The organism is Mycolicibacterium chitae, assembly GCF_900637205.1.
Taxonomy (GTDB): Bacteria; Actinomycetota; Actinomycetes; order Mycobacteriales; family Mycobacteriaceae; genus Mycobacterium; species Mycobacterium chitae.
This window is the reverse complement of sequence record NZ_LR134355.1, coordinates 3,284,025-3,309,394: the sequence shown is the minus strand read 5'-3', so window position 1 is coordinate 3,309,394 and position 25,370 is coordinate 3,284,025. Positions and strand designations below refer to the sequence as shown.

At 67.5% G+C, this 25,370-nt stretch carries 22 protein-coding genes; 12 read left to right on the top strand and 10 right to left on the bottom strand.

The window, feature by feature from the left end; all coding sequences use genetic code 11:
* Window positions 1–206: 206 nt before the first annotated feature.
* The gene (locus tag EL338_RS15705; RefSeq protein WP_126334591.1) at window positions 207–1,685 is read left to right on the top strand and encodes a neutral zinc metallopeptidase; all 1,479 of its coding nucleotides are present in this window, start codon (window positions 207–209) and stop codon (window positions 1,683–1,685) included.
* On the opposite strand, the gene EL338_RS15700 is transcribed toward EL338_RS15705, so the two are convergent.
* On the bottom strand, window positions 1,682–2,758 hold the full coding sequence (locus EL338_RS15700; RefSeq protein WP_126334590.1) for a DNA polymerase IV: 1,077 nt from the start codon (window positions 2,756–2,758) through the stop codon (window positions 1,682–1,684). The two genes, EL338_RS15705 and EL338_RS15700, sit on opposite strands and share 4 nt — an antisense overlap.
* Window positions 2,746–3,309, bottom strand: coding sequence for a TetR/AcrR family transcriptional regulator (locus EL338_RS15695; RefSeq protein ID WP_126336900.1), 564 nt, complete (start codon window positions 3,307–3,309; stop codon window positions 2,746–2,748). The genes EL338_RS15700 and EL338_RS15695 overlap by 13 nt, the downstream gene beginning before the upstream one ends.
* Window positions 3,310–3,443: 134 nt before the next feature.
* Here EL338_RS15695 and EL338_RS15690 point away from each other — a divergent pair, with 134 nt between their 5' ends.
* The 4 genes from EL338_RS15690 (at window position 3,444) to nrdE (ending at window position 7,488) form a co-directional block, all read left to right on the top strand.
* Window positions 3,444–4,025, top strand: coding sequence for an NAD(P)H-dependent oxidoreductase (locus tag EL338_RS15690; protein WP_126334589.1), 582 nt, complete (start codon window positions 3,444–3,446; stop codon window positions 4,023–4,025).
* A 534-nt stretch (window positions 4,026–4,559) separates the two neighbouring features.
* Complete coding sequence (nrdH, locus tag EL338_RS15680; RefSeq protein WP_126334587.1) at window positions 4,560–4,802, top strand: glutaredoxin-like protein NrdH; 243 nt, start codon at window positions 4,560–4,562, stop codon at window positions 4,800–4,802.
* Between the two features lie 80 nt (window positions 4,803–4,882).
* Window positions 4,883–5,335 carry a class Ib ribonucleoside-diphosphate reductase assembly flavoprotein NrdI gene (nrdI, locus tag EL338_RS15675; protein WP_126336899.1) on the top strand — a complete coding sequence of 151 codons (453 nt, stop codon included), beginning with the start codon at window positions 4,883–4,885 and terminating at the stop codon, window positions 5,333–5,335.
* Window positions 5,302–7,488 carry a class 1b ribonucleoside-diphosphate reductase subunit alpha gene (nrdE, locus tag EL338_RS15670; RefSeq protein ID WP_126334586.1) on the top strand — a complete coding sequence of 729 codons (2,187 nt, stop codon included), beginning with the start codon at window positions 5,302–5,304 and terminating at the stop codon, window positions 7,486–7,488. The genes nrdI and nrdE overlap by 34 nt, the downstream gene beginning before the upstream one ends.
* An 88-nt stretch (window positions 7,489–7,576) precedes the next feature.
* Here the strand turns inward: nrdE and EL338_RS15665 are convergent, their stop codons facing one another.
* Window positions 7,577–7,963: a DUF5997 family protein gene (locus EL338_RS15665; RefSeq protein WP_126334585.1), complete on the bottom strand. Its 387-nt coding sequence runs from the start codon at window positions 7,961–7,963 to the stop codon at window positions 7,577–7,579.
* A 29-nt stretch (window positions 7,964–7,992) separates the two neighbouring features.
* Between EL338_RS15665 and EL338_RS15660 the strand changes: the two genes are divergently transcribed.
* Together EL338_RS15660 and EL338_RS15655 are read left to right on the top strand one after the other, a co-directional pair.
* Window positions 7,993–8,706, top strand: coding sequence for a LysR family substrate-binding domain-containing protein (locus EL338_RS15660; protein ID WP_126334584.1), 714 nt, complete (start codon window positions 7,993–7,995; stop codon window positions 8,704–8,706).
* A 61-nt stretch (window positions 8,707–8,767) separates the two neighbouring features.
* The gene (locus tag EL338_RS15655) at window positions 8,768–10,186 is read left to right on the top strand and encodes an IS110 family RNA-guided transposase (protein WP_126334583.1); all 1,419 of its coding nucleotides are present in this window, start codon (window positions 8,768–8,770) and stop codon (window positions 10,184–10,186) included.
* 253 nt (window positions 10,187–10,439) lie between these two features.
* Here EL338_RS15655 and EL338_RS15650 read toward each other — a convergent pair whose 3' ends face one another.
* A complete protein-coding gene (locus tag EL338_RS15650; protein ID WP_126334582.1) occupies window positions 10,440–10,856 on the bottom strand; it encodes a VOC family protein in 417 nt (138 codons plus the stop codon).
* 127 nt (window positions 10,857–10,983) lie between these two features.
* On the opposite strand from EL338_RS15650, the gene EL338_RS15645 reads away from it, so the two are divergent.
* Window positions 10,984–13,767 (top strand): toll/interleukin-1 receptor and WD40 repeat domain-containing protein, encoded by a 2,784-nt coding sequence (locus EL338_RS15645; RefSeq protein WP_163792189.1) that lies wholly within the window; start codon window positions 10,984–10,986, stop codon window positions 13,765–13,767.
* 4 nt (window positions 13,768–13,771) lie between these two features.
* Here the strand turns inward: EL338_RS15645 and EL338_RS26575 are convergent, their stop codons facing one another.
* From EL338_RS26575 to EL338_RS15635, 3 genes are read right to left on the bottom strand one after another with little or no spacing between them, the layout of a single operon-like run.
* Window positions 13,772–14,185, bottom strand: a complete 414-nt coding sequence (locus tag EL338_RS26575; RefSeq protein ID WP_235666162.1) for a hypothetical protein — start codon at window positions 14,183–14,185, stop codon at window positions 13,772–13,774.
* Window positions 14,182–16,161, bottom strand: a complete 1,980-nt coding sequence (locus tag EL338_RS15640) for a hypothetical protein (protein WP_235666161.1) — start codon at window positions 16,159–16,161, stop codon at window positions 14,182–14,184. The genes EL338_RS26575 and EL338_RS15640 overlap by 4 nt, the downstream gene beginning before the upstream one ends.
* 9 nt (window positions 16,162–16,170) lie before the next feature.
* Window positions 16,171–17,352, bottom strand: coding sequence for an NAD(P)/FAD-dependent oxidoreductase (locus EL338_RS15635; RefSeq protein WP_126334580.1), 1,182 nt, complete (start codon window positions 17,350–17,352; stop codon window positions 16,171–16,173).
* A 239-nt stretch (window positions 17,353–17,591) separates the two neighbouring features.
* On the opposite strand from EL338_RS15635, the gene EL338_RS15630 reads away from it, so the two are divergent.
* The 3 genes from EL338_RS15630 (at window position 17,592) to nrdF (ending at window position 20,950) form a co-directional block, all read left to right on the top strand.
* Entirely contained in the window at window positions 17,592–18,341 is a 750-nt protein-coding gene (locus EL338_RS15630) for a TetR/AcrR family transcriptional regulator (protein WP_179967214.1), read from the top strand.
* A gap of 44 nt (window positions 18,342–18,385) precedes the next feature.
* Window positions 18,386–19,867 (top strand): flavin-containing monooxygenase, encoded by a 1,482-nt coding sequence (locus EL338_RS15625; protein ID WP_126334579.1) that lies wholly within the window; start codon window positions 18,386–18,388, stop codon window positions 19,865–19,867.
* Between the two features lie 120 nt (window positions 19,868–19,987).
* Window positions 19,988–20,950 (top strand): class 1b ribonucleoside-diphosphate reductase subunit beta, encoded by a 963-nt coding sequence (gene nrdF / locus EL338_RS15620; protein WP_126334578.1) that lies wholly within the window; start codon window positions 19,988–19,990, stop codon window positions 20,948–20,950.
* Window positions 20,951–20,954: 4 nt separating this feature from the next.
* On the opposite strand, the gene EL338_RS15615 is transcribed toward nrdF, so the two are convergent.
* From EL338_RS15615 to EL338_RS15605, 3 genes are all read right to left on the bottom strand, one after another.
* Entirely contained in the window at window positions 20,955–22,004 is a 1,050-nt protein-coding gene (locus tag EL338_RS15615; RefSeq protein WP_126334577.1) for an NAD(P)-dependent alcohol dehydrogenase, read from the bottom strand.
* An 83-nt stretch (window positions 22,005–22,087) separates the two neighbouring features.
* Window positions 22,088–22,363: a YciI family protein gene (locus EL338_RS15610; protein ID WP_126334576.1), complete on the bottom strand. Its 276-nt coding sequence runs from the start codon at window positions 22,361–22,363 to the stop codon at window positions 22,088–22,090.
* A gap of 26 nt (window positions 22,364–22,389) precedes the next feature.
* Window positions 22,390–23,490: an ABC transporter substrate-binding protein gene (locus EL338_RS15605; protein WP_126334575.1), complete on the bottom strand. Its 1,101-nt coding sequence runs from the start codon at window positions 23,488–23,490 to the stop codon at window positions 22,390–22,392.
* Window positions 23,491–23,615: 125 nt separating this feature from the next.
* Here EL338_RS15605 and ctaD point away from each other — a divergent pair, with 125 nt between their 5' ends.
* Window positions 23,616–25,361, top strand: coding sequence for an aa3-type cytochrome oxidase subunit I (ctaD, locus tag EL338_RS15600; protein ID WP_126334574.1), 1,746 nt, complete (start codon window positions 23,616–23,618; stop codon window positions 25,359–25,361).
* The last annotated feature ends 9 nt before the right edge of the window (window positions 25,362–25,370 follow it).

The following is a 25,370-nucleotide window of genomic DNA, read 5'->3' as shown; positions in this document are numbered from 1 at the left end:
CGATGCAAGCCTTGCGACGTTGCGGCAGTAAGATCGCTGAAATGCGAGGTAAAGCGGATTATTGCTGAGCGGTGTGGCGGGTTGACGCTACGTAATATGCGGATTTATGGCGATTCTGTCCGTGTTGGTATCCACTAAACCGAAGCATGAGCTACGATTTGTCGCGGCGTGGCGGATGGCCGTCGCGCAGGGACGGGAGGGTGGGAATGCTGAAGCTTCGACGGAGTGCGGCACGGACGATCGTGCTGGCGGCCCTGGCGGCCACCGTGGCGGCCGGCTGCGCGATACAGACCGAGGGGACCGCGGTGTCGCCGCTGTATGACCCGTATCGAGTGGGAGGACTGCCGGCGGTCGACGGCCCCAGCGGGATCCGGCCCGACGCGCCGCGACCCGTCGGCAAGGTGTTCAACACGGACAAGGGTGATATCGACACGCTGGCGTTGTCGGCCGTCAACGACATCGAGGAGTTCTGGTCGCAGCACTACCGCGAACCCTTTGCGGGGACGTTCCGCCGGGTCAACCGGCTGATCTCCTACGACGCCGAGGACCGGGACAGCCCGCGGATCTGCGGCGCCAGCCCGTACGGTCAGCCGAATGCGTTCTTCTGCCCCCGGGACCGCTCGATCGCCTGGGACCGCGGCGTGCTGCTGCCCATCGGGGTGAAGTACTTCGGCCCGATGTCCGTGGTGGGTCTGGTGGCCCACGAATACGGCCACGCCCTGCAGTACATGGCCGAACTCGTCGATCAGGACACCGCGCCCATCGTCCGGGAGCAGCAGGCCGACTGCTTCGCCGGCGTCTACATCCGCCATGTCGCGGAAGGTAATTCGCGGCGGTTCCAGATCGACACCGCCGATGGCCTGAGCCACGTGCTGGCCAGCCTGATCGCGATCCGCGACCCGCTGCTGGGCCCCGACGACGAGAAGATGCTCGAGTTCGGGCACGGCACGGCGGTGGATCGGGTGACGGCCTTCCAGACCGGCTTCGTCCGCGGCCTCGACGCCTGTGTCGCCATCGATCTGCGCGATGTCGAGGAACGCCGCGGCGAACTCCCCATGAGCCTCCAGGAGGGCCGCGACGGCGCGCTCGAGACCGGCGAGGCCCCGGTCAACGAACGCACCCTCGCGGTGCTGTTCGAGGGGCTCGATCAGATCTACGCGCCGACCGCGGCGCCCGAATTGGTGTTCGCCTCGTCGCCGGACGATCACGACTGCCCCGATGCCCGGGCCACCGCACCCGCGTCGTACTGCCCGGCGACCAACACCGTCACCGTCGATGTCGAGGCCCTGCGCGCCTTGGGGCAGCCGGGTGACGAGCGGACGAATGCGGTACTGCTGCAGGGGGATAACACTGCGCTGTCGATCGTCGTGTCGCGGTACCTGTTGGCGGTGCAGCACGAGCGCGGCCTGCCGCTGCGCTCGGCGGCGACGGCCCTGCGCACCGCCTGCCTGACCGGAATGGCGCAGCGGCATCTCAGCGAGCCGGTGGAGTTGCCCTCGGGTGAGCAGCTGTGGCTGACCGCCGGCGACATCGACGAGGCCGCCGCGGGGTTGCTCACCAACGGGCAGGCCGCCACCGACGTCGACGGCGCCACCGTGCCCGCCGGGTTCACCCGGATCGTGGCGTTCCGCTCCGGGCTGGTCGACCACGCCGACGGCGAGACCTGCTATGCCCGGTTCGGCTAGGTGGGTGGCTGCAGTTCCAGCCGCACTCCGAGGAGGCGCACCGGCCGGTCGAGCTCGAACTGGTCGAGCACGGCCAGTGCGGTCCCGATGACGGCGGCCGGGTCGGTGCCGGGGGAGGGCAGCTTGCGGATCTTGGTGCGGGTGTAGAACGTGCTGCTGCGCACGGTCACCGCGACCCGGGTGACCACGCGCCCGTCGGCGACCACCTCGTCGAGGGTGCGTCGCGCCAATTCGGTGACCGCCGAATCGATCTCGGCGCGATCGGTGAGATCGAGGGGGAACGTCACCGCGTGGCTGCGCGAGCGCGGGACCCAGGGTTGCGAGCTGACCTCGTCGTCCCCGCCACCCTTGGCCAGCAGCAGGATCCACAGCCCGGTCGACGGGCCGAAGGTCGCCGTCAAGGTCTCGGCGTCGGCGGCGGCGAGTTCGCGCACGGTGGTGATGCCCAGGGCGGCAAGCCGTTTGGTGGTTTTGGGGCCGACGCCCCACAGCGCGTCCACCGGGCGCTGGGCCATCACCTCCATCCAATTGGCGTCGGTGAGGGTGAAGATCCCGTCGGGCTTGGCGAAACCGGTGGCCACTTTGGCGCGTTGCTTGTTGTCGCTGATCCCCACCGAGCAGGACAGCCCGGTCTGCGCGGCGATGACCGACTTGACCTGCCGGGCGAGCGCGACCGGATCCTCGGTGCGGGCGCCGAGGTAGGCCTCGTCCCAGCCCCAGACCTCGCAGGGCTGACCGAGATCGCGAAGCAGGCCCATGACCACCTCGGAGGCCGCGTCGTAGGCATCGGGATCGGCGGGCAGGAACGTCGCCTCGGGGCAACGGCGCGCCGCGGCGCGCAGGGGCATGCCGGCGTGTACGCCGAATTCGCGAGCTTCGTACGACGCGCAGGTGACCACCTTGCGGGCCTCGGTGGGGTCGCCGTTGCCGCCGACGATCACCGGGGTGCCGACCAGGTCCGGCCGGCGCCGCAACTCGACCGCGGCGAGGAACTGGTCGAGGTCGACGTGCAGGATCCAGTGCGGCGGCCCGCGGTCCGGGCCGTCCTCGGTTGCCTCGGCTACCGTCCGCACAGCTTGCGGGCCAGGCTCTCCCACGCATCGCCCAACTGCTCGACGGTCAGGCCATCCGTGCCGATCCGGTGCTCCACGTAGTCCGCGGCCAACAGCGCCAACAGGGCATCCGTCTGGGCGTCGAGGTCGCCGGAGGTCTCGGCGGCCTCCAGCAGGACACGGACGTGGCGGCGCAGCACCAGCACCGCCGCGGTGGAACGCACCTGCGGATCGCGGCTGGCCGCCGAGAGCAGCGCGTGATGGGAGTGCGCGAAACGGATCCGCTCGCGGCCGAAGGCCACCAGCCGTTCCAGCGGCGGGGCACCGGGGCCCAGCGGCGGCGGACCGAACAGAAAGGCCTGTTGGCTGGCGCGTTCGTCCTCGTCGAGCAGGACCATCATCAGACCGGCGCGGCTGCCGAACCGGCGGAACAGGGTGCCCTTGCCGACCCCGGCGGCGGCGGCGATGTCGTCCATGGTGACGGCGTCGGCGCCGTGCTCGGCGACCAGGCGGCGGGCCGCGTCGAGCAATCGGAGGCGGTTGCGGGCCGCATCGCCGCGCTCGGTGGGCATAGCGTCGGTCAGCGGTAGCTCATAGGCTGCACCGACGGAATTCACATCCGCCACTTTAGCTCAGCCGGATTAAGCGGACCATGGTCCGGTTGAACGATGCGAGGATGTCAGCACACACGGACGAAGGGATGAGCATGGCTGAGACGGGTAAGACGGCGACGGATGTGAACGTACTGGTTCTGGTGGGCAGCCTGCGCGCTGAATCGGTGAATCGGCAGATCGCCGACGTGGCCGTAGCGAATGCGCCGGAAGGCGTGGCGCTGACGATCCACGAGGGCCTGGATCAGGTGCCGTTCTACAACGAGGACATCGACGTCGAACCCGTCCCCGCCGCGGCGGCCGCACTGCGGGACGCCGCAGCGGCCGCCGATGCCGTGCTGGCCGTGACGCCGGAGAACAACGGCACGGTGCCGGCCGTGTTGAAGAATGCGATCGACTGGCTGTCGCGGCCGTACGGCAACAGTCCGATCAAGGGCAAGCCCGTCGCCGCCATCGGCGCGGCGCTCGGTCGCTACGGCGGCACCTGGGCGCACGACGATGCGCGCAAGTCGTTCGGCATCGCCGGCGGCACCCCGGTCGAGGCCATCTCCCTGTCGGTGTCGACCAAGCAGTTCGACGGCAAGCATCCGGCCGAACACGCCGAGTTCGTCGGGCAGGTGCGCGGGGCCGTGCAAAGCCTGGCCGAGGAGGTCGGCGCGGCGTTGGTCGCCAAGTAGTCCACCGAAGAGTTTGGCTCCAGTCGCCGGCGGGTCTGTCTTGACCCGCCGGCGACTTTGCTGTAGCCCCCCTGCGGCCCGGGTCCGGCACGCCGGGAAATCCGATGCTCGCCGGCTTGTCGGTGGTCGGTGGTAGAGATGAGCCGCGAGCTACGCACAGTCCGCCGGTGCGCGCGGTGCTTTCGGCGTGTTGTGATCTACGACACGCCGAGTGCCGGGTCTTCAGTGGGCTTACGACCTGGGAATTTCACGAATGTTGTTCAGAACATCTGGTATCTCTTCGCAATGTCGGCCACTAGGTGTAGTGTCTGACAGGCCGACAGACCCAAGATGTAGAAGGTCAGCCGGACCGCAGAAACCGACCCGGATCACCTCCGGGAGCCACCGGCGGAGGCGGTGCCGCAGAGACGGAATTTCGGGGCCGACCGGCGCGCTGAACAGCAATGAGTGCCACCCGTTGAACAAGTCCGAAGTCAAGTACAAGTCGATCAACCATCGACTTCGCTGAGCAGAGTGAGGGAGACGTAGGAGAAGATGAGCGTCACCGTGTACACCAAGCCCGCCTGCGTGCAGTGCAACGCCACCTACAAGGCGCTGGACAAGCTGGGCGTCGCCTACGAGGTCGTCGACATCAGCATGGACAACGAGGCCCGTGACTACGTCATGGCCCTGGGCTACCTGCAGGCACCCGTCGTCGTCGCCGGCGACGAGCACTGGTCGGGCTTCCGGCCGGACCGGATCAAGGCGCTGGCCGCCGCGGCCGCGGAGATCGCTTAATCACATCCACCAACGAGACCGAGAGGGAGGGGTCGACCGTGCCGAGCACTGACACCGAGCGCGCCGAACACGCGCAGCCGGTGGGCAGCTTGGTCTACTTCTCCAGCGTGTCGGAGTACACCCACCGATTCGTGGAAAAGCTCGACTGGCCCGGGCCGGTGACACGCATCCCGCTGCATGACCGCATCGAGGTCCATTCCCCGTACGTGCTGATCCTGCCGACCTACGGCGGCGGACGCGCCAACGGCCCGGACCCCGACGCCGGGGGTTACGTCCCCAAGCAGGTCATCGCTTTTCTGAACAACGAACACAACCGGTCGTTGATCCGCGGCGTGATCGCCGCGGGCAACACCAACTTCGGCGCCGAGTTCGCCTACGCGGGCGAGATCGTCTCGCGTAAGTGCGGCGTCCCGTATCTCTACCGATTCGAACTCATGGGAACGACGGACGACGTCTTCGCCGTCCGGGCGGGCCTGAAGGACTTCTGGAAGGAACAGACGTGCCACCTACCGTCACAGCTGCAGAACCTGTAGTCACCTCGGGCGCGCACACTGCTGCGCCTTCCGGGACGCAGAGCGAACTCGACTACCACGCGTTGAACGCGATGCTGAATCTGTACGACGCCGACGGCAAGATTCAGTTCGACAAGGACGTGCTGGCGGCTCGGGAGTTCTTCCTGCAGCACGTCAACCAGAACACCGTCTTCTTCCACAGTCAGGACGAGAAGCTCGACTACCTGATCGAGAAGGAGTACTACGAGCGCGAGGTGCTCGACCAGTACTCGCGCAACTTCGTCAAGACGCTGCTGGATCGCGCCTACGGCAAGAAGTTCCGGTTCCCGACGTTCCTGGGTGCGTTCAAGTACTACACCTCCTACACGCTGAAGACCTTCGACGGGAAGCGCTACCTCGAACGCTTCGAGGACCGCGTGGTCATGGTGGCGCTCACGTTGGCCGCCGGCGACACCACCTTGGCCGAGAAGCTGGTCGACGAGATCATCGACGGTCGGTTCCAGCCGGCCACCCCGACGTTCCTGAACTCGGGCAAGAAACAGCGCGGTGAGCCGGTGAGCTGCTTCCTGCTGCGCATCGAGGACAACATGGAGTCCATCGGCCGCTCCATCAACTCCGCGTTGCAGCTGTCCAAGCGCGGCGGCGGAGTCGCGTTGCTGCTGACCAACATTCGCGAGCACGGCGCGCCGATCAAGAACATCGAGAACCAGAGCTCGGGCGTCATTCCGATCATGAAGCTGTTGGAGGACTCGTTCTCCTACGCCAATCAGCTCGGTGCCCGCCAAGGCGCTGGGGCGGTGTACCTGCACGCGCACCACCCCGACATCTACCGCTTCCTGGACACCAAGCGGGAGAACGCCGACGAGAAGATCCGGATCAAGACGCTGAGCCTCGGCGTGGTGATCCCGGACATCACCTTCGAGCTGGCCAAGAAGAACGAGGACATGTACCTGTTCTCGCCGTACGACGTCGAGCGCGTCTACGGGGTGCCGTTCGCCGACGTCTCGGTCACCGAGAAGTACTACGAGATGGTCGACGACGCGCGGATCCACAAGACCAAGATCAAGGCCCGCGAGTTCTTCCAGACGCTGGCCGAGCTCCAGTTCGAATCCGGTTATCCGTACGTCATGTTCGAGGACACGGTGAACCGCGCCAACCCGATCGACGGCAAGATCACCCACTCCAACCTGTGCTCGGAGATCCTGCAGGTCTCGACCGCCTCGGAGTACAACGAGGATCTGTCGTATTCCAAGGTCGGCAAGGACATCTCGTGCAACCTCGGCTCGCTGAACATCGCCAAGGCGATGGACTCGCCGGACTTCGCGCAGACCATCGAGGTGGCCATCCGCGGGCTGACCGCGGTGTCGGATCAGACCAGCATCGCCTCGGTGCCCTCGATCGAGAAGGGCAACAACGAGTCGCACGCCATCGGCCTGGGGCAGATGAACCTGCACGGCTACCTGGCGCGGGAGCGGGTCTTCTACGGCTCCGAAGAGGGCATCGACTTCACCAACATCTACTTCTATACGGTGCTCTACCACGCGCTGCGGGCATCGAACAAGATCGCCATCGAACGCGGCACCTCCTTCAGCGGCTTCGAACGCTCGAAGTACGCCTCGGGTGAGTTCTTCGACAAGTACACCGACCAGGTGTGGGAGCCCGCGACCGACCGGGTGCGTCAACTGTTCGCCGACGCCGGCATTCGCATTCCCACGCAGGAGGATTGGCTGCGGCTGAAGGAATCGGTGCAGACCCACGGGATCTACAACCAGAACCTGCAGGCCGTCCCGCCCACGGGGTCGATCTCCTACATCAACCACTCGACGTCCTCGATCCACCCGATCGCCAGCAAGGTGGAGATCCGCAAGGAAGGCAAGATCGGCCGCGTCTACTACCCGGCGCCCTACATGACCAACGACAACCTGGAGTACTACCAGGACGCCTACGAGATCGGCTTCGAGAAGGTCATCGACACCTACGCCGCAGCCACCCAGCATGTGGACCAAGGGCTGAGCCTGACGCTGTTCTTCAAGGACACCGCCACCACGCGCGACGTGAACAAGGCGCAGATCTACGCGTGGCGCAAGGGGATCAAGACGCTGTACTACATCCGGCTGCGCCAGATGGCCCTCGAGGGCACTGAGGTGGAGGGTTGCGTCAGCTGCATGTTGTGACCGCGGCGCCGGTGCCCTGCGGCGCCGGCACTGCGAATTCATCCGTCCGCGCGGCGTGTTTGCGGATGAATTCGCAGTCTCGCCCCGGTCAGTCCCCGCGCGCCTGCTCGGCGCGCACCGCCTTGAGGCGCCGCTGCTCGCGCAGCACTTCCTGGTAGCTCTCGCGCTCGGCGACCAGCCAGTCCGGCTGCTCCTCGAGCAGCGCATCGATCTGCTCGGTGGTCAGGGCCTTCTCGACGCCGCCTCGGGTGAGACCCGCGATCGAGATGCCCAGCTTGGCGGCCACCAGGTTCTTCGGGTGCGGCCCGTTCCTGCGCAGATCCTGCAGCCACTGCGGCGGATCGGCCTGCAGCGCCGCGAGTGCGCCGCGGGTGATCGGGTTCTCCTGGAACTCCGCCGGCGTGGCCGGCAGGTACACGTCGAGCTTCTTGGCCGCCGTGGCGGGTTTCATGGACTGCGCGTTCGGCCGGCTCATGGGGGTCAGCCTATCGGTAGCCTGAGGCGATGATCGCGCGCTCACTGACCCTCGGGTACGTCCCCGGCGCGACACCGGCCAAGTGGGCACGCAACTGGGCCCAGCGCCGGCCCGACGTGCCGCTGCAGCTGACCCTGGTGGCCGCGGCGGACGCGGCCGATGCGGTTCGGGCCGGCGTCGTCGACGTAGCGGTGCTGCGGTTGCCGGCCGACACCTCCGGGTTGGCGGTCATCCCGCTGTACGAGGAGGCGACGGTTGCGGTGGTGCCGGCCGATCATCTGCTCACCGCGGCCGACGAGATTACCGCAACGGACCTGGACGACGAGCCCGTGCTGGTGCCCCGCGATCACGTGCTGGACTGGGCGGAGCAGCCCGGCACCCCGGTCGAGCACCGGCCCGAAACAACCCGGGATGCAATGGAACTCGTCGCGGCGGGAATCGGTCTGCTGTTGGTTCCGCAGTCGTTGGCGCGGCTGCATCACCGCAAGGACCTCGCCTATCGCCCCATCGCGGATGCGCCCACCTGCCCGGTGGCACTCGCGGTCCCGGACGGCGAGCAGTCGGAGTTGATCGAGGAGTTCATCGGCATCGTGCGGGGCCGCAAGCCCGGGTCGTCGCGCGGGCAGTCGCAGCCGGCCCCCAAACGCACCGCGCGGGAGAAGACGCTCGCGAAGCAGGCCGCCCGGGCGACCGCCGGTAAGGGCGTCCGCAAGTCAGGGCGGGCCGGGCGTGGTCGACGCTGACGCGGGGCTGGCCTCGCCGACAGTGCGGTCTCATACGCGTGTGCGGCGTAGTAAGAGCGCTATGTCGAAGAACGCTGATGAAAAAGACGTCCTCCTGATGTCGTTAACGGGCTTGGAATCCCAAAACATCAAGGAGGACGTCATGACTCAGGGTAGTAGCTTGTCGCGAGGTGACAAGCGTCGTAATGCGCGGTTGGCTCAGATGCGCGGGTTGGTTCCGTTATGCAACGCGATCGTGGGGATCGATCTGGCTGACGAGAAGCAGGCCGTGGTGGTCACTGATCACGATTCGCAGGTATTGGCTCGGCGCCGGGTGCGGGCCAAGGCCTGGAATCTGACTCCGGTTCTGGCGTGGGCTCGTCACGTAGCCCGTGAGCACGGTTACATCGATGTGACGGTCGGGTGTGAGCCGACTGGTCATCGGTGGCGGGTGCTGGATCAGCTTGCTGCCCAACAGGACATGGCCTTGGTGTGTGTGCAGCCGTTGCTGGTGGGGCGGGCCCGTGAGGCCGAGGATTACACCCGCGACAAGAGCGACGACAAGGACGCGGTGTTGATCGCCCGCCTCGTCGGACAGTTGCGCTGCTATGCCCCTGAGCGTGCCGATGAGACCTGGGCGCGGTTGCGTCAGCTCGGTGCCCGCCGGGAACAGCTGATCGTCGAGGCGACTGCGTGCGTGCAGCAGCTGCGGGATCTGCTGGAGTGCGCGTGGCCTGCGGTGTTGGGTGCGGCGGGGTCGCCGTTTGACTCCACCAACTGGTGTGCCGCGCTGGCGGTAGTGCTGAAGCGCTGTGATGGTGACCCGACACGACTGGCCCGGCTGGGCCTGGTGCGGTTCCAGGCTGCGGTGCGCCGCGAGCTGCCCTGTTGGGGTGGCCAGCGGCTGTGGCGGCGCATCGTCGGCGCGGTCTTCGCTTCGCTCACCGATCCGGCCGGGGTGATTACCCAACGTCGTGGGGCGTTGGAACGTGCGGGGTGGGTACTGGCCGATTGGCACTCGACTAAGGCCCGACTGGCTCAGGTGGAGGGTTGCATGGTCGACATCCTCGACCAGCTAGAACTCACCGCCCTGGTCACCAGCATTCCCGGCGTCTCGGCCATAGGCGCGGCAGCGATCCTGGCCGAGACCGGCGACCCCACCCGCTTCGACACCCCCCGCGCACTGGCCAAACACGCCGGACTCTGTCCCCGGGACAACAGCAGCGGCACGGCTACCGGCCGGTCCAGGATCTCCGGTCGCGGTCGGCCTCGGCTACGCCTGGCAGCGTGGCGCGCGGTCTGGGGGGCGTTGCCCAGTAATCCGGTAATGGCTTCCCGTTACCGATACCTGACCACCCGAGCGGACAACCCATTATCGGATGGACAGGCCAGGGCGGCGATCGCTGCAGCATTGCTGCGCTGGTTGCACGTCATCACCACCCAGCGCGTCAGCTGGGATCCTGTGATGGCCGGCGTCAGCGAAATATCTCCTGCAGCTTGAAACAACCTCTACACACAATCCACCTGAAGAGCAGGTTGGGCCAAGCTCCACGCGGCGTAGAGGACCACCTCGAGCGACACCCTGAGCAGGCCCACCCGTCCCTCAACGAACTCGATTGCACGCTGTCGGGGACCACCCCGTTTGACGAACTACGTTGAGACGCAGGGAACGGGTCGGCCCCCAACCCCTTGACTAAATCCTCTTACGTTGGTGTCGCGTAGCAAACCGCACTCTCGGCGCGCACGGCTTGCGGTCAGATCGTCACGGACCCATCGTCATTGATGGTCCAGAACGGGTTGTGCGCCACTTCCCACACGTGACCGTCGAGATCGGCGAAGTACCCCGAGTAGCCGCCCCAGTGGGTCTTGTGTGCGGGTTTGACGATCGTCGCGCCGGCCGCCTGCACCCTGGCCATTGTGGCGTCGACGTCGGCGTCGGTGCGTTCGTTGATGGCGATGCTGATGCCGCTGAACCGGCCGTCGACCACCTGTCCGGCATCGTCGGCAAGATCGTCGCGGCCGAACAACGCGAGCGCGATCCCGGGCAGTTGGTAGAAGACCACGCCTTCCGGGGCCTGCGCGGGGGTCCAGCCCAACCCGGCCTCGAAGAACTCGCGGGATCTGGCCAGGTCGTCGACGCCGAGGGTGATCAGGCTGATGCGTTGCTCCATAGTGGAAAGGTTAGTCGGCCGCGGCAACCGCGGATATCCGTCGATCACAGGCCGCGGACCTGCGGGACCCTCTAGTCTGACGAGCACGGCAAACTCGTGCTCGGCTGAGCGAAAGTGTCGGGGGGACATGCGCTACGACGGCTTCATCTCGTACTCCCACGCGGCGGACGGTGAACTGGCGCCCGCCCTGCAACGGGCCCTGCAGCGGATGGCCAAACCGTGGTACCGGCGACGCTCGCTGGAGGTGTTCCGGGACGAGACGGGGCTGTCGGTGGACCCGCACCTGTGGGGCGCCATCGTGGCCGCGCTGGACGACTCGGAATGGTTCTTGCTGCTGACATCCCCGCAGGCGGCCGCTTCCGAATGGGTCAATCGCGAGATCGAGCACTGGAAGTCGCACCGCTCCGTCGACAAGATCTTGCCCGTCCTGACGGAGGGCCACTGGGAATGGGACGCCGCCGCCGGCGATTTCACCGCGAATTCCGATGCGGTCCCACCGGCGCTGCGGGGCGTGTTCACCGACGAGCCGCGCCATCTCGACCTGCGCTGGGCCCGGCAGGAGAAGCAGGTCGACCTGCACAACAGTCGCTTCCGGAATGCCGTGGCGGAGTTGGCCGCACCGCTGCACGGCCGCAGCAAGGACGAGATCGAGGGCGAGGACGTTCGCCAACACCGACGGACCGTCCGGATCACGTGGGCGGCCACCATCGCCCTGGCGTTGTTGACGGTGGCCGCGCTGGTCGGGGCCGGGGTCGCGGTCCGCAACGCACAGCACGCCGAGCAGCGACGCATCCAGGCCGAAGCGCAGCGCCTGGCAGCACAAAGTCAATCCGAACTCGAACGTCCAGACCTCGCCTTCCTGCTGGCCGCACACGGATACCGCCTGGACGCCGGGGTGCGGACCCAGAGCGCCCTGCTCACCGCGGTGGCCAACCACCCCGAGATCAAGATGCGGATTGGCGCCGACGCACCGGTGACGGCCGTGGCCACTTCCGCTGCCTCCGACCGGGTGTGGATCGGCACCGCTGACGGCGGTCTTACGGTGCACCGCTTCTCCGACGGTGCCGAACTGGCGCGCGCCGACGAACTGTTCGCCCGCGAGGTGGTGGCGATGTATCCGGGCGGCGCCGGTTCCGACACGGTGGTGGTCACCGACGGCGCCGTCGTCCTGACCCTCGACGCTGACTTGGCGCTACGGCAGACCCGCACACCCGGGCAGGCGGTGCAATCCCTTGCCGTCGAGGCGAAGACCGGACGGGTGGCCGCCGGTACCGGCGACGGTCACGTGATCGTCTGGGAGCCAGGACAATCCGAGCCGACGGAGACGCTGACGGCGTCGGGCGCCGTCGCCGACGGCGAATTCTCCTGGGTCACCGCGCTGGCCTGGACACCCGACGGCGGGCTGATCGCGGCCAGCGCCGACGGATCGTTTCGTCGGTTCGATCCGGGCGCCGCGGACGCGCCGGTCTGGGAGCAACGAGACGCGGCCGCACCCGGCGGGTGGGTTTCGGCCATCGCCGTGGTGGCGGACGGCACCGTGGTCACCGGTGCGACCGACGGGACGGTCGGGTTCTGGTCCGGGGGCGACGGCGCCCTGACGGACGCCGGTCTCACAGCGCTGCACCTTGATTCGGTGACCGCGCTCGCCGCGACCGGCGATCCAGCGGAGTCCGGTTCGGTGGCCTCGGTGTCCGACGACGGGTCGCTGGTCTACTGGAACCACCTCAGTGGCGCCCAACCGCTGGCGCCGTTGCGCGTCGACGAGCAGGCGGTCACCGCCGTGGCGTGGGACCCCGCCAACCCGGCACACGGGGTCACCGGCGGCCGGGCCGGCGGGGTGGTGCTGCTCGACTACGGCGACGATGCGCGTCGACCGCTCGCACGGCCGGTCGAGGGATGGACCCGCGCCGTCGCGGTCGCCCTGGCCCCGGAGGGCGATCGGTTGGCCGTGGTCCGTGACGACGGCGCGTCGACGAGTCAACTGGTTCTCACCGGCGCGGATCAACCCGACCCGAACAGCAGATCGGTGCCCGTCGACGGCACGGTGGAACAGCTCGCCCTCACCCCCGACGGCAATCTGGCGTTGGCGGGCACCGGCGACGGTGCTGTCGCCGTCTGGGACGGTACGGCCGGGGCGACGACGGTGACCGAGGTCGCGCCGGGTCAGGTGGTCAGCCGGCTCGCCGTCGCCGCCGACGGCACCACGGTGGCCACCGGGGCCCAACACCTCGACGACACCTCGGGCGGGCCGGCGACTGTCCAGCTGTGGCGGCTCGAGGGCCGAGAGTTACTGGCACAGCATCAGATCGAAGCCCCGCGGTTCGGCTACGGGCTGGCCTTCACCCCGGACGGGACGGCCTTGGTGATCGGCGGCGCCGGCGAATTCCTGATCCATCCGATCGACGCCGGCGAACCGGTCCGGGTCGATCTGGGCGACGACTGGACCCGCTCGCTGGCGGTCTCGCCCGACGGCGCAACCGTGGCGGTCGGTTTGGGCAGCGGGCCGGTGCGGCTGTTCGACGTCCGCACCGGCGAAACCACCGGCGACGATCTTCGGGTGGCGGCGCGGGTCACCGACCTGGCCTTCGGGGCCGACGGCACGCAACTGGTGACGGTGTCCCAGGACGGCAGCTTCATCGTGTGGGATGTGGCCGGCCGCAGCCGATTGTCGGATCGCGCACTCACCGTGGCCGGGCCCGGCGCGGCGGCGACCGGACGTCTGCAGACCAGCCTGGGCCTCGCCCCCGACCGCGCGGTGACGGCCACGGCCGCCGATGGGCTGCTGGTGCAGTGGTCACTGTCCCCCGAAGACTGGATCGCCGAAGGGTGCCGGGTCCATCGCCGGGATTTGACCGCGGCCGAACAGGACCGCTACGACCTACAGGGCGCCCCGCCGATCTGTGCGCCGTGAGCGGTCAGGGCGCACCGGTGTCGCCAGGCGGGGCACCGTCGACCGGACGGTAGCGTTTGGCGAACTCCGGCGCACGGACCGGCCAGCACTCACCGGCATCGCCGCGCACCACCCAGTCACCGGCGTGGGCCGTCGCGGCACCTTCCAGGGTTTCGATGACCTCACCGTCGCGGGCGGGTCGGGCCAGGACCACGCCCCGGCGTCGCCACCGCCGCCCCTCGAGATGTTCGTAGCTGGATCGGAAGATGTCCTCGCGCACCGACCACGGCTCGTCGTCCTCGGACTCGCGGACTTCCCAATCGCCGGCCTCCCCGCGCAACGTCAGCCCGGAGTGCGTGACCCACGTCCACGGCCGGTCGCGCTGCACCGCGAGCACCGTTCCGGTGCGTTGAAAGGACTGCCAGCCACCGTTGATCATTCGGCCGCCGCCACCGGCCTGGAGCGGTAGCCGAGTTCGCGGAGCTTGGACAGGGTCGCCGCGAGGCTGGCCACGGCCTTGTCGAGCTTGTCCGGGTCGGCCTCGATATCGGACCAGTCGACCAGATTGGGGTGCACCTTGCGGCTGTTGTCACGGGTAGCCCCGGCCACCCAGCCGTACCGCCGGTAGAACCGACACCAGTCCTCGTGTTCGGCGCGGGCCATGGCGAAGATGGCGGATTCGTCGAATCCCATCGCCTTCAGCTGATCCAGCGGACTCAGGTGCTGCATCCCCTGGGCCGGCCAGGGGGCGGCCGAGGTGCCCCAGGTGTTCCAGGAGTGTCCCCCGATGGCTTCGACCATCCACAGTGCGTTGTTGACCTGGCGGCGATTGGATTCGCGGTAGAACTCGTCGAGTTCGTGCCACGGGGCGCTGGCCGATGTTCCACCGGGTCGCGCGTAGCGCTCGTGGATCAGCCGTGCGGCCAGCTCCCAGGCGTCGTGGGCCGCGTCGTCGGGGATGTCCATGGTCAACGGGTAACTGTGCAGCCGGCCGATCAGGGGAGCGCTGCGCCAGGCGCCCTGCTGGTCGGCGGCCGGGTCGAAGGCATGTATCGCGGTGTCCGGGTAGCGCACGGCGAGCCGGGTGCCGAACCCACGGACGGCATCGTCGTCGACGAGGATGACCGCCACCGACCGCGGGTCGGCGCCGTCGTCGTCGATCAGTGACATCATCAGTGGTACAGCGGGTTTGGCCGCGATGGCCGTCAACGCCGGCCGGTCGTGCGGCAATCCGGTCTGACGGCGGGAGTACTCGTGGTCGTTGAGGTAGTCGGTGGCATCCTCGGCGACGATGAGGGTCTGCGGCAGCGACGGCTGATCGTAATAGTCGCGTTCGAGTTGGCGTTGCGAGATCTCCGCGCACAGTGCCAGGGTCAGTCGCGAAGCGCCACACAGCAGTATGCGCGTGATGGCCGGGTCCGAGGTGACGTGCTCGACCAGCCGGCGTGCCGTCACTTCGTAGCGCCCCACGGCGTCGGGTGCCCAGAGCCGACTCGGATCACCGAATTGTTTTGCCCGCCATGCGGTCGCCTGCCACGGGTCGTCGATGCGCACGATCAGCGGGATGCGTATCCGGCCATCTCGGGTGCCGAGGTGGTCGGTGATGGTGGCCAGCCGGGCAAGATTGGCCGACGGGTCCGGTGCCAGCAGGTACAGCGCATCGAGTTTGCGCCACAACGAGACATCGGTGAGCGTGGCGGGTCGGTCGAAATCCACCGTGACGATTCGCGCACCCTGGCTGCGAGCCTGGCCGATGCAGGGCCGGTCCGGGTCGTCGGTGAGGATGACCAGGGTGCTGCGCGGATCGAGGGTGCGCCGGACGGCAGCGATCATCGACTGACCGTCGTCGTCGAGGTCGACGACCGCGGTGACCCGGCGGGCGAAATACACTCGCAGGCGATCCAACCGGGCCTGGAACAACGCCATGCCGACCCCGACGATGCTCAGGAAGACCGCCGCCAACGCCGAGAGCTGGGCGACGTTGAGGGCCACCGGCAGCTCGGCCGGGCAGGCGCCCGTATCCAGCGATTGCTGGGGACTGCCCCCTTTGACCACCGACGCGGTCCACAGCACCGGCGTGAAGAACGTGGGGTGGGAGTCGTCGTGGCAGCGCCAGTAGGAGGCCATCCCCAGCAGCGCGCTGATCCCGGCCAGCCCGGCGACGATCGCCACCGGGGCGCCGCGGCGGTGTCCATCCCGGGACCGGTTCAGCGCGATTCCCAACACCGCCAGCACGGCGACGGTCACGGCGATACTCAGCGCAGAGTTGGGTTGCCCGAACCCGTTCAGCGGCGCCGGCACGGCGTCGCGCACCTGCGGCCACGCGGCGATGACGGCCAGATATCCGATCAGCAGCGCAGCGAGCGCGCCGAAGCCGACCCGTACCACGCTCCACGTGTCCCCGGCGCTGCGCACCGCCAAATCCTAGTAGCTGTGCTGCGGCCCCTGTGCCTTCTTGTACAAGCCTTTGAGTAACCGGTCCCGAAACGCGGCATTATCGAGCAGCTTGAGGCCCGTCTCGGCGACCTTCGGATGGCCGATCAACCGGTGAAAGATCCGCCCGCGCCGGTACTCCCGGCCCCAGCTGGCCTCCAGGCGCTGCTGGTAGTTGGTGAAGTCGTCGGGTCCGCCGTTGGTCAACGCCGCGACCGCGCTCTCGCCGGCCACCAGACCCGACTCCAGGGCCTTGGAGATACCCGCACCCGAGGCCGGTTTACCGGCCCCCAGCGCGTCGCCGGCGAACAGCACGCCCGGGCGCCACGGCGGCCACGCGGTGAAACCCATCGGCAGTCGCCAGGCCCGCACGCTCTTGTTCTTCTTGAGCTCGTCGATGCCGGGTAGCTCCCACTCGGCGGGCAGCGTGCGCAGGAACTCGCCGAGAAACTGAGTTGCGTTGATGGACTGCCACTTTCGATAGCTGTTGACGTAACCCAGGCCGATGTTGAATCGGCCGCCGCCCATTGGGAACACCCAGCCGTATCCGGGTAACTGGTCGCCCTCGAACAACAGCTTGCAGTAGATGTCGAGGCTGTCGGTGTCGGGGCGTTCGGCGTGCATCTCGGAGCGGATCGCGATCGCCGAATAGCCGTTGTAGTGCGAGTCGATCTTCATCGCGCGCTTGATGGGGGAGTAGGCGCCATCGGCGGCGATCACCGCGTCCGCCAGGATCTTCTCGCCGCTCTTGAGCACCACCCCCGCGACGCGACCGCGGGCGTCGACCTCCGGGCCGGCGACCTCCGCGGACTGGCGCACCGTGACCCCGGCGGCCTCGGCGTGTTTGAGCAGCAGCATGTCCAGTTCGGAACGGCTGACGGTGTGGCCGTGGCTCGGCATGCCGGGGCGCTTGGGGAAGGACAGTTCCCACCGACTGGGGCTGAATACGGTGACCCGGTCGATGCGGTGGAACTTGCTGACCTCGGTGGCCAGTCCCATCCTCTGCAGGTAGCTGACCGCGCGTGCGGTCAGTCCGTCGCCGCATGGCTTGTCGCGGGGGAAGTCCGCCTTGTCGAGCACTATCACGCGGGCGCCGGCCTGAGCCGCCTGCCACGCTGCCGCCGACCCTGCGGGCCCCCCGCCAGAGATCGCCACGTCGAATCGCTGCGTCACAAATGGATCTCGTTTCGCTGCTCGTCGTTGCTGGTCATCGTTTTGTGGAGTTTGTGGTCCTGCTCAAGCGTACGCCGCGGCGCCATTCGGCGCGGTCCACGCGCCTGGCGGTCAAATACTTTGGGTTTCAAGTTGTTTCATCGGAGCTGACTGATCTGTGATCGATCTCATCGCCGATTCTCCGGCGTGTATGTCCTGTAGTGCCAGGTCAGCGCGCCGGTGGGAGTACAGTGCTGGGCGTGCGCGTGCCTCGACCCAAGCCGAAGCCGGGCGGTGAGACCACCGCCGGGCCGAAGGTCGACGCCCGCAGCGAGCGCTGGCGCGAGCACCGCAAGCAGGTTCGGGCGCAGATCGTGGACGCGGCCTTCCGGGCGATCGACCAACGCGGCCCGGAGGTCAGCGTGCGTGAGATCGCCGAGGAGGCCGGCACCGCCAAGCCGAAGATCTACCGGCACTTCACCGACAAGGCGGATCTGTTCCAGGCCATCGGTGAACGGCTGCGCGACATGCTGTGGGCCGAGATCTTCCCGGTGATCAACCTGACCACCGACTCGGCCAGCGAGGTCATCAAGCGCAGCATCGAGCAGTACGTGTACCTGGTGGACGAGCACCCCAACGTGGTCCGATTCGTGCTGCAGGGCCGTTTCCCGGAGCAGGCCGAGGCCACCATGCGGGCGGTCAACGAGGGCCGTGAGATCACGCTGGCGATGGCCGAGCTGTTCAACAACGAGTTGCGCGAGATGGAGCTCGACCGGCAGGCGATGGAGCTCGCGGCGTTCGCGACCTTCGGGACCGCCGCGTCCTCGACGGATTGGTGGCTGGGCCCGAGTCCGGACAGTCCCCGGCGGATGCCTCGCGACAGGTTCATCGAGCATCTCGCCACCATCATGATGGGCGCGATCATCGGCACGACGGCGCTGTTGGGCGTCAAAATCGATCCTGACCTGCCCATTCACCAGGCCGTCCCGCGCGACGAGGCCAGCGGGTAGTTCCCGGTACCGCCGGTTCCGCATATTGCGGGTAGCGTGGGTGCATGACCGACGCCAACGCGCCCGTGCACACCCGCGCTCTGATCATCGGCACCGGATTCTCCGGCATCGGAATGGCCATCGCCCTCCAGCAGCAGGGGGTGGATTTCCTCCTGCTCGAGAAGGCCGACGAGATCGGTGGCACCTGGCGGGACAACACCTATCCGGGCTGCGCCTGCGACATCCCGTCGCACATGTACTCGTTCTCCTTCGAACCGAAGCCCGACTGGACGCACATGTGGTCGTTCCAGCCCGAGATCCAGGACTATCTGCTCGGCGTCACCCGCAAGTACGGGCTGCGCCGCTACATCCACTTCGACGCGCACGTAGACCGGGCGGTGTGGGACGACGAGGAACTGCGCTGGCACGTATTCACCACCGGCGGTGCCGAATACGTGGCGCAGTTCCTCATCTCCGGCGCCGGCGGACTGCACATCCCGTTCATCCCGGAGTTCGAGGGTCTCGACGAATTCGGCGGCGCGGCTTTTCATTCCGCGCGCTGGGACCACGACGTCGACCTCACCGGCAAGCGGGTCGCGGTGATCGGCACCGGGGCCAGCGCCATCCAGATCGTGCCCGAGATCGTCCGCGAGGTCGCCGAACTGCAGCTCTACCAGCGCACACCGGCCTGGGTGATGCCGCGGCCCAACAACCCGATCCCACCGGCGCTGCGCCGGATCTTCTCCTATGTGCCCGGCACCCGGGCGGCCCTGCGTGCCGGCATCTACTGGGTCCACGAGGGCGTCGGGTTCGCGATGACCAAAGCTCCGCGGCTGCTGAAAATCGGTGAGCTGCTGGGCAAGTGGAACATCCGCCGCCACATCAAGGACCCGCAGCTGCGCCGCAAGCTCACCCCCGACTATCGGGCCGGCTGTAAGCGGATCCTCAACTCCGACACCTACTATCGCGGCATCGCCGATCCCAGGACCACCGTGATCACCGACGGGATCAGCCGCTTCACCGCCGACGGCATCGTCACCGCCGACGGCACCGAGCGGCCGGTGGACGTCGTGGTGTTCGCCACCGGCTTCCACGTCACCGACTCCTACACCTACGTCGACATCAAGGGGCCCGGCGGGGAGGATCTGGTGGACCGCTGGAACCGGGAGGGGCTCTCGGCGCTGCGCGGCATCACCGTGGCCGACATGCCCAATCTGTTCTTCCTGCTCGGGCCCAACACCGCGCTGGGGCACAACTCGGTGGTCTTCATGATCGAGTCGCAGATCCGCTACGTCGCCCAGGCGATCGCGGCCACCGACAAGGCCGGGGCGGCCGGGCTGGCGCCGACGCGCGCCGCCGCCGAGCGCTACAACGCCCGGTTGCAGGACGACCTGGCCGGCACGGTGTTCAACACCGGCGGGTGCCGCAGCTGGTACATGGACGCCCACGGCGTCAACCGGACGCTGTGGAGCGGCATGACCTGGCAGTACTGGTTGGCGACGCGGTCGTTGGACCTCGACGAATACCGGTTGATCCCGTCGAACTGAGCGCCCCGGCGACACAAGGTGTTGTGTTGCCGCGTGTTGTCGCACCCCAGCGGTAGTGTTGCTGGCACGGGTTAGTTCTATCGAGTTCCACGTCCAAGAGGGGTTCAGGTGTCCGACGGAATGAAGCTGATCGATCGGGTTTCGGCCATCAACTGGAACCGGGTGCAAGACGAGAAGGATGCCGAGGTCTGGGACCGCCTGACGGGTAACTTCTGGCTGCCGGAGAAGGTGCCGGTGTCCAACGACATCCCGTCGTGGGGCACGCTGACCGACCACGAGAAGCAACTCACCATGCGGGTCTTCACCGGCCTGACCATGCTGGACACCATCCAGGGCACGGTCGGCGCGGTCAGCCTGATCCCGGATGCGCTGACCCCGCACGAGGAGGCGGTGTACACCAACATCGCGTTCATGGAGTCGGTGCACGCCAAGAGCTACAGCCAGATCTTCTCCACGCTGTGCTCCACCGCCGAGATCGACGACGCGTTCCGCTGGTCGGAGGAGAACCAGAACCTGCAGCGCAAGGCCGAGATCGTGCTGCGGTACTACAACGGCGACGAGCCGCTCAAGCGCAAGGTGGCCTCCACGCTGCTCGAGAGCTTCCTGTTCTACTCGGGCTTCTACTTGCCGATGTACTGGAGCAGCCGGGCCAAGCTCACCAACACCGCCGACATGATCCGGCTGATCATCCGCGACGAGGCCGTGCACGGGTACTACATCGGCTACAAGTACCAAAAAGGTCTGGCCATGCAGGACGCCGCCGCCCAGCAGGAGCTCAAGGACTACACCTACGAGCTGCTGTTCGAGCTCTACGACAACGAGGTCGAGTACACCCAGGACCTCTACGACGAGGTCGGGCTCACCGAGGACGTCAAGAAGTTCCTGCGCTACAACGCCAACAAGGCGCTGATGAACCTCGGCTACGAGGCCCTGTTCCCGCGCGACGAGACCGACGTCAACCCGGCGATCCTGTCGGCGCTGAGCCCCAACGCCGACGAGAACCACGACTTCTTCTCCGGGTCGGGCAGCTCGTATGTCATCGGCAAGGCCGTCGTCACCGAGGACGACGACTGGGACTTCTGACCCGTCAGATGGTCGAGGCGTCGATCACGAACCGGTAGCGCACGTCGCTGGAGACCACGCGCTGGTAGGCCTCGTTGATGTAGGACGCCTCGATCACCTCGATCTCCGGGGTGACGTCGTGCTCGGCGCAGAAGTCGAGCATGTCCTGGGTTTCCGGGATGCCGCCGATCATGGAGCCGGTCAGGCTGCGGCGCATGGCGCCCAGTGGGAAGAACGGCACCACCAGCGGCTTCTCGGGGGCGCCGAGTTCGACCAGCGTGCCGTCGAGGGCCAGCAGGCCCAGGTAGGCGGCCATGTCCAGGTTGGCCGACACGGTGTTGATGATCAGGTCGAAGCGGCCGGCGAGTTGGGTGAAGGTGTCCGGGTCGCTGGTCGCGTGGTAGGCGACGGCGCCCAGCCGCAGCCCGTCCTCCATCTTCTTCAGCGACTGGCTGAGTACCGTGACCTCGGCGCCCATCGCGGTGGCCAGCTTGACGGCCATGTGGCCCAGGCCGCCGAGGCCGATCACGGCGACGCGCTTGTCCGGCCCGGCGTTCCAGTGCCGCAGCGGCGACCACACCGTGACCCCGGCGCACAGCAGGGGAGCGGCCTTGTCCAGCGAGATGGCGTCCGGGATGCGCAGCACGTAGTTCTCGTCGACCACCATCGCGGTGCTGTAGCCGCCGTAGGTGGGGCTGCCGTCGCGTTCGGTCGAGTTGTAGGTGCCGCGCATGCCGCCCGGTCCGGTGCAGTACTGCTGCAGCCCGGCCTCGCAGTTCTCGCACTCCCGGCAGGAGTCGACGAAACACCCGACGCCCACGCGATCACCGACCTGGTATCTGGTGACGGCCGAGCCGATCGCGGTGACCACCCCGGCGATCTCGTGGCCGGGCACCACCGGATAGTTCGCCCCGCCCCATTCCCCCTTGACGGTGTGGATGTCGGAGTGGCAGATCCCGGCGAACTTGATGTCGAAGGCCACGTCGTGCGGACCGAGGTCGCGGCGCTCGATGGTGGTCTTGGTCAGCGGGTCGGTGGCCGAGTTGGCGGCGTAAGCGGAAACTGTGGTCGTCATCTGTGCTGCGTGCCCTCTCCGGGTGGTCTCTGAGGTTGGATCTGGGAGCCGTCGTCTCCAGACCATGGTGGCAGAACCGCGCGCTACAGGCCGTTCGCGCGCAGCGATCCCGCGAAGCTCAGCCGCTCGTAGCGCACCAGCCCGGCCAGTTGGTACGGGTCCTCGGCCATGAGCTTCTCGGCCTCGGCGACGTCGATGTCACCGGTGATCAGCACGCCGCCCTGCTGGGACTCCTGACGTCCGGCCAGCAGCAGCCGGCCGGCCTCGATCTCGCGCTCGATCCACGCCACGTGCGCGGGCCGGGTCTGGTCGACGACCTCTAGGGGTTGCAGGTAGTCGAGCTTGAGCACGTGGAACATGGTGGGCCTTTCTGGTTCTTCGGGCGCTAGTTGATCGGGGCGTTGAGCCAGCGCAGGTCGTCGAGGATGCCGCGGGCGGCCACCGGGCCCTGACCGGTCTGCCAGACCTCGTTGTTGACGATGAACACCCGGTTGTCGCGGTTGGCCGACAGTGCGCGCCAGGCGTCGCTGCCGAGCACCGTGGTGGCGCGCTCCTTGGCCGCATCGGAGGCGAACGACACGTAGACGATGTCGGCCTCGACGGGGGCGAAGTCGGCGTCCTCGAGGTCGGTGGTGTCGATCTCCTCGAACGGCTGGTCGGTGAACCGTTGTGCCGCAGGACGATCCACCCCTACGGCGCCGAGCACGCTGGCCGGGAAGTTCTCGGCGCCGAACACCCGCACGGAGTCCTCGGTGAACTGCACCACCGAGGCCTGGAAGTGCGTCGCGTCGTTGGCGACACCGGTCTGCTCGGCATCCTCGTCGAAGTTGTCGACCACCTCGTCGGCGGCGTGCGCGCGGCCCGCGGCGGCCCCGATCGCCCGGACGTTGTCGCGCCAGTCGGCGCCCGCGGCGCCGGTGAAGACCGTCGGCGCGATCGCGGTCAGCCCGGCGTAGGCATCGGGGGTCAGCGCCCGCGAACCCAGGATCAGGTCCGGTTCCATCGCGGCGATCGCCGCGGTGTCGACCTCGGTGCGGCTGCCGACCGCCGGCAGCTCGTGGATCACGGTGCCCAGATACGACGGCTGGGCATCCGCACCGTCGGGCACGGCCGCGGCCACGATGCGCGACTGCAGGCCCAGGGCGCACAGCACGTCGAGCGCATCGCCGGCGAGGACGACGATGCGCTGCGGATCGGCCGGCACGTCGACCTCGCCGCGCTCGGTGCCGCTGGGCACCCGCCGGGGCGACTCGCCGGGATCGACGGCGGCCGGCTCGGCGGCGCAGGACTCGTCGGGCCGGCGCTGATTGCCCAGCACGCCCGCGCCGGCGATCGTCGTCGTACTGGTGATCACGCTGTCCGTCGGCGGGACCGGGGTCAGGCCTTGCGGCTCCGAACAGCCGGCGACCAGCAACGTTAACGTTGCGGCCAGAGCGACGGAAGTGGTGCGAATCGGCACGGATCCGACGGTAACACCCGGCCGCATCGCGACATCTACGACAGATTGTCGGACCCGCGCCGACAACGACGAAGATGGGGGATAGGATTCAGGCACAGAAGATCTAAAGTCCCCTGGCGCCATGCCCGGACATCGGATATTTGGAGGAGTTCTTGACCGCCGAAGCGCCCCCGTTGCGGGAACTCGAGGCCAATCGTCCCTACCGGGAGCGGATGGGCCCCAAGGGCAACCTGATCTACAAGCTCATCACGACGACCGATCACAAGCTGATCGGCATCATGTACTGCGTCGTCTGCTTCATCTTCTTCTTCATCGGCGGCCTGATGGCCCTGCTGATGCGCACGGAGTTGGCGATGCCGGGCCTGCAGTTCCTGTCGAACGAGCAGTTCAACCAGCTGTTCACCATGCACGGCACGGTGATGCTGCTGTTCTATGCGACCCCGATCGTGTTCGGCTTCGCCAACCTGGTGCTGCCGCTGCAGATCGGCGCGCCGGACGTGGCGTTCCCGCGGCTGAACGCGTTCTCGTTCTGGCTGTTCCTGTTCGGCGCACTGATCGCCACCTCCGGGTTCATCACCCCCGGTGGCGCCGCCGACTTCGGCTGGACCGGCTACGCGCCGCTCTCGGACGCCATCCACTCGCCGGGCGCCGGCGCCGACCTGTGGATCATGGGTCTGGGCGTCAGTGGTCTGGGCACCATCCTCGGTGGCGTCAACATGATCACCACGGTGGTCTGCATGCGCGCCCCGGGCATGACGATGTTCCGGATGCCGATCTTCACCTGGAACATCCTGGTGACCTCGATCCTGGTGCTGCTGGCCTTCCCGCTGCTGACCGCGGCGCTGCTGGGCCTGATCGCCGACCGACACCTGGGTGCGCACATTTATGACCCGGCCAACGGCGGTGTGCTGTTGTGGCAACACTTGTTCTGGTTCTTCGGACACCCCGAGGTGTACATCATTGCGCTGCCATTCTTCGGCATCGTCAGTGAGATCTTCCCGGTGTTCTCGCGCAAGCCGATCTTCGGTTACACCACGCTGATCTACGCGACGCTGGCCATCGCCGCGCTGTCGCTGGCGGTGTGGGCGCACCACATGTACGCGACCGGCGCCGTGCTGCTGCCGTTCTTCAGCTTCATGACGTTCCTGATCGCCGTGCCAACGGGTATCAAGTTCTTCAACTGGCTGGGCACGATGTGGAAGGGCCAATTGACGTTCGAGACACCGATGCTGTTCTCGGTCGGCTTCATCGTGACCTTCCTGCTCGGTGGCCTCTCGGGCGTGCTGCTGGCCAGCCCGCCGCTGGACTTCCACGTCACCGACAGCTACTTCGTGGTCGCGCACTTCCACTACGTGCTCTTCGGCACCATCGTGTTCGCCACCTACGCGGGCATCTACTTCTGGTTCCCGAAGATGACCGGCCGGATGCTCGACGAGCGCCTGGGCAAGCTGCACTTCTGGCTGACCCTGGTCGGCTTCCACACCACCTTCCTGGTGCAGCACTGGGTCGGCGATGAGGGCATGCCGCGCCGGTACGCCGACTACCTGGCCACCGACGGCTTCACCACGCTGAACGTGGTGTCCACCATCGGCTCGTTCATCCTGGGTATCTCGGTGCTGCCGTTCGTGTGGAACATCTTCAAGAGCTGGCGCTACGGCGAGGTCGTCACGGTCGACGACCCGTGGGGCTTCGGTAACTCCCTGGAGTGGGCGACCAGTTGCCCGCCGCCGCGGCACAACTTCACCGAGCTGCCCCGGATCCGTTCCGAGCGGCCCGCCTTCGAGCTGCACTATCCGCACATGGTCGAGCGGATGCGGGCCGAGGCGCACGTCGGACGGTCGCACGGCCCCGACGACGGTGACGTCACCCGGCTCGACGACGCAAACGTCCGCACTTAAGAGGTGACC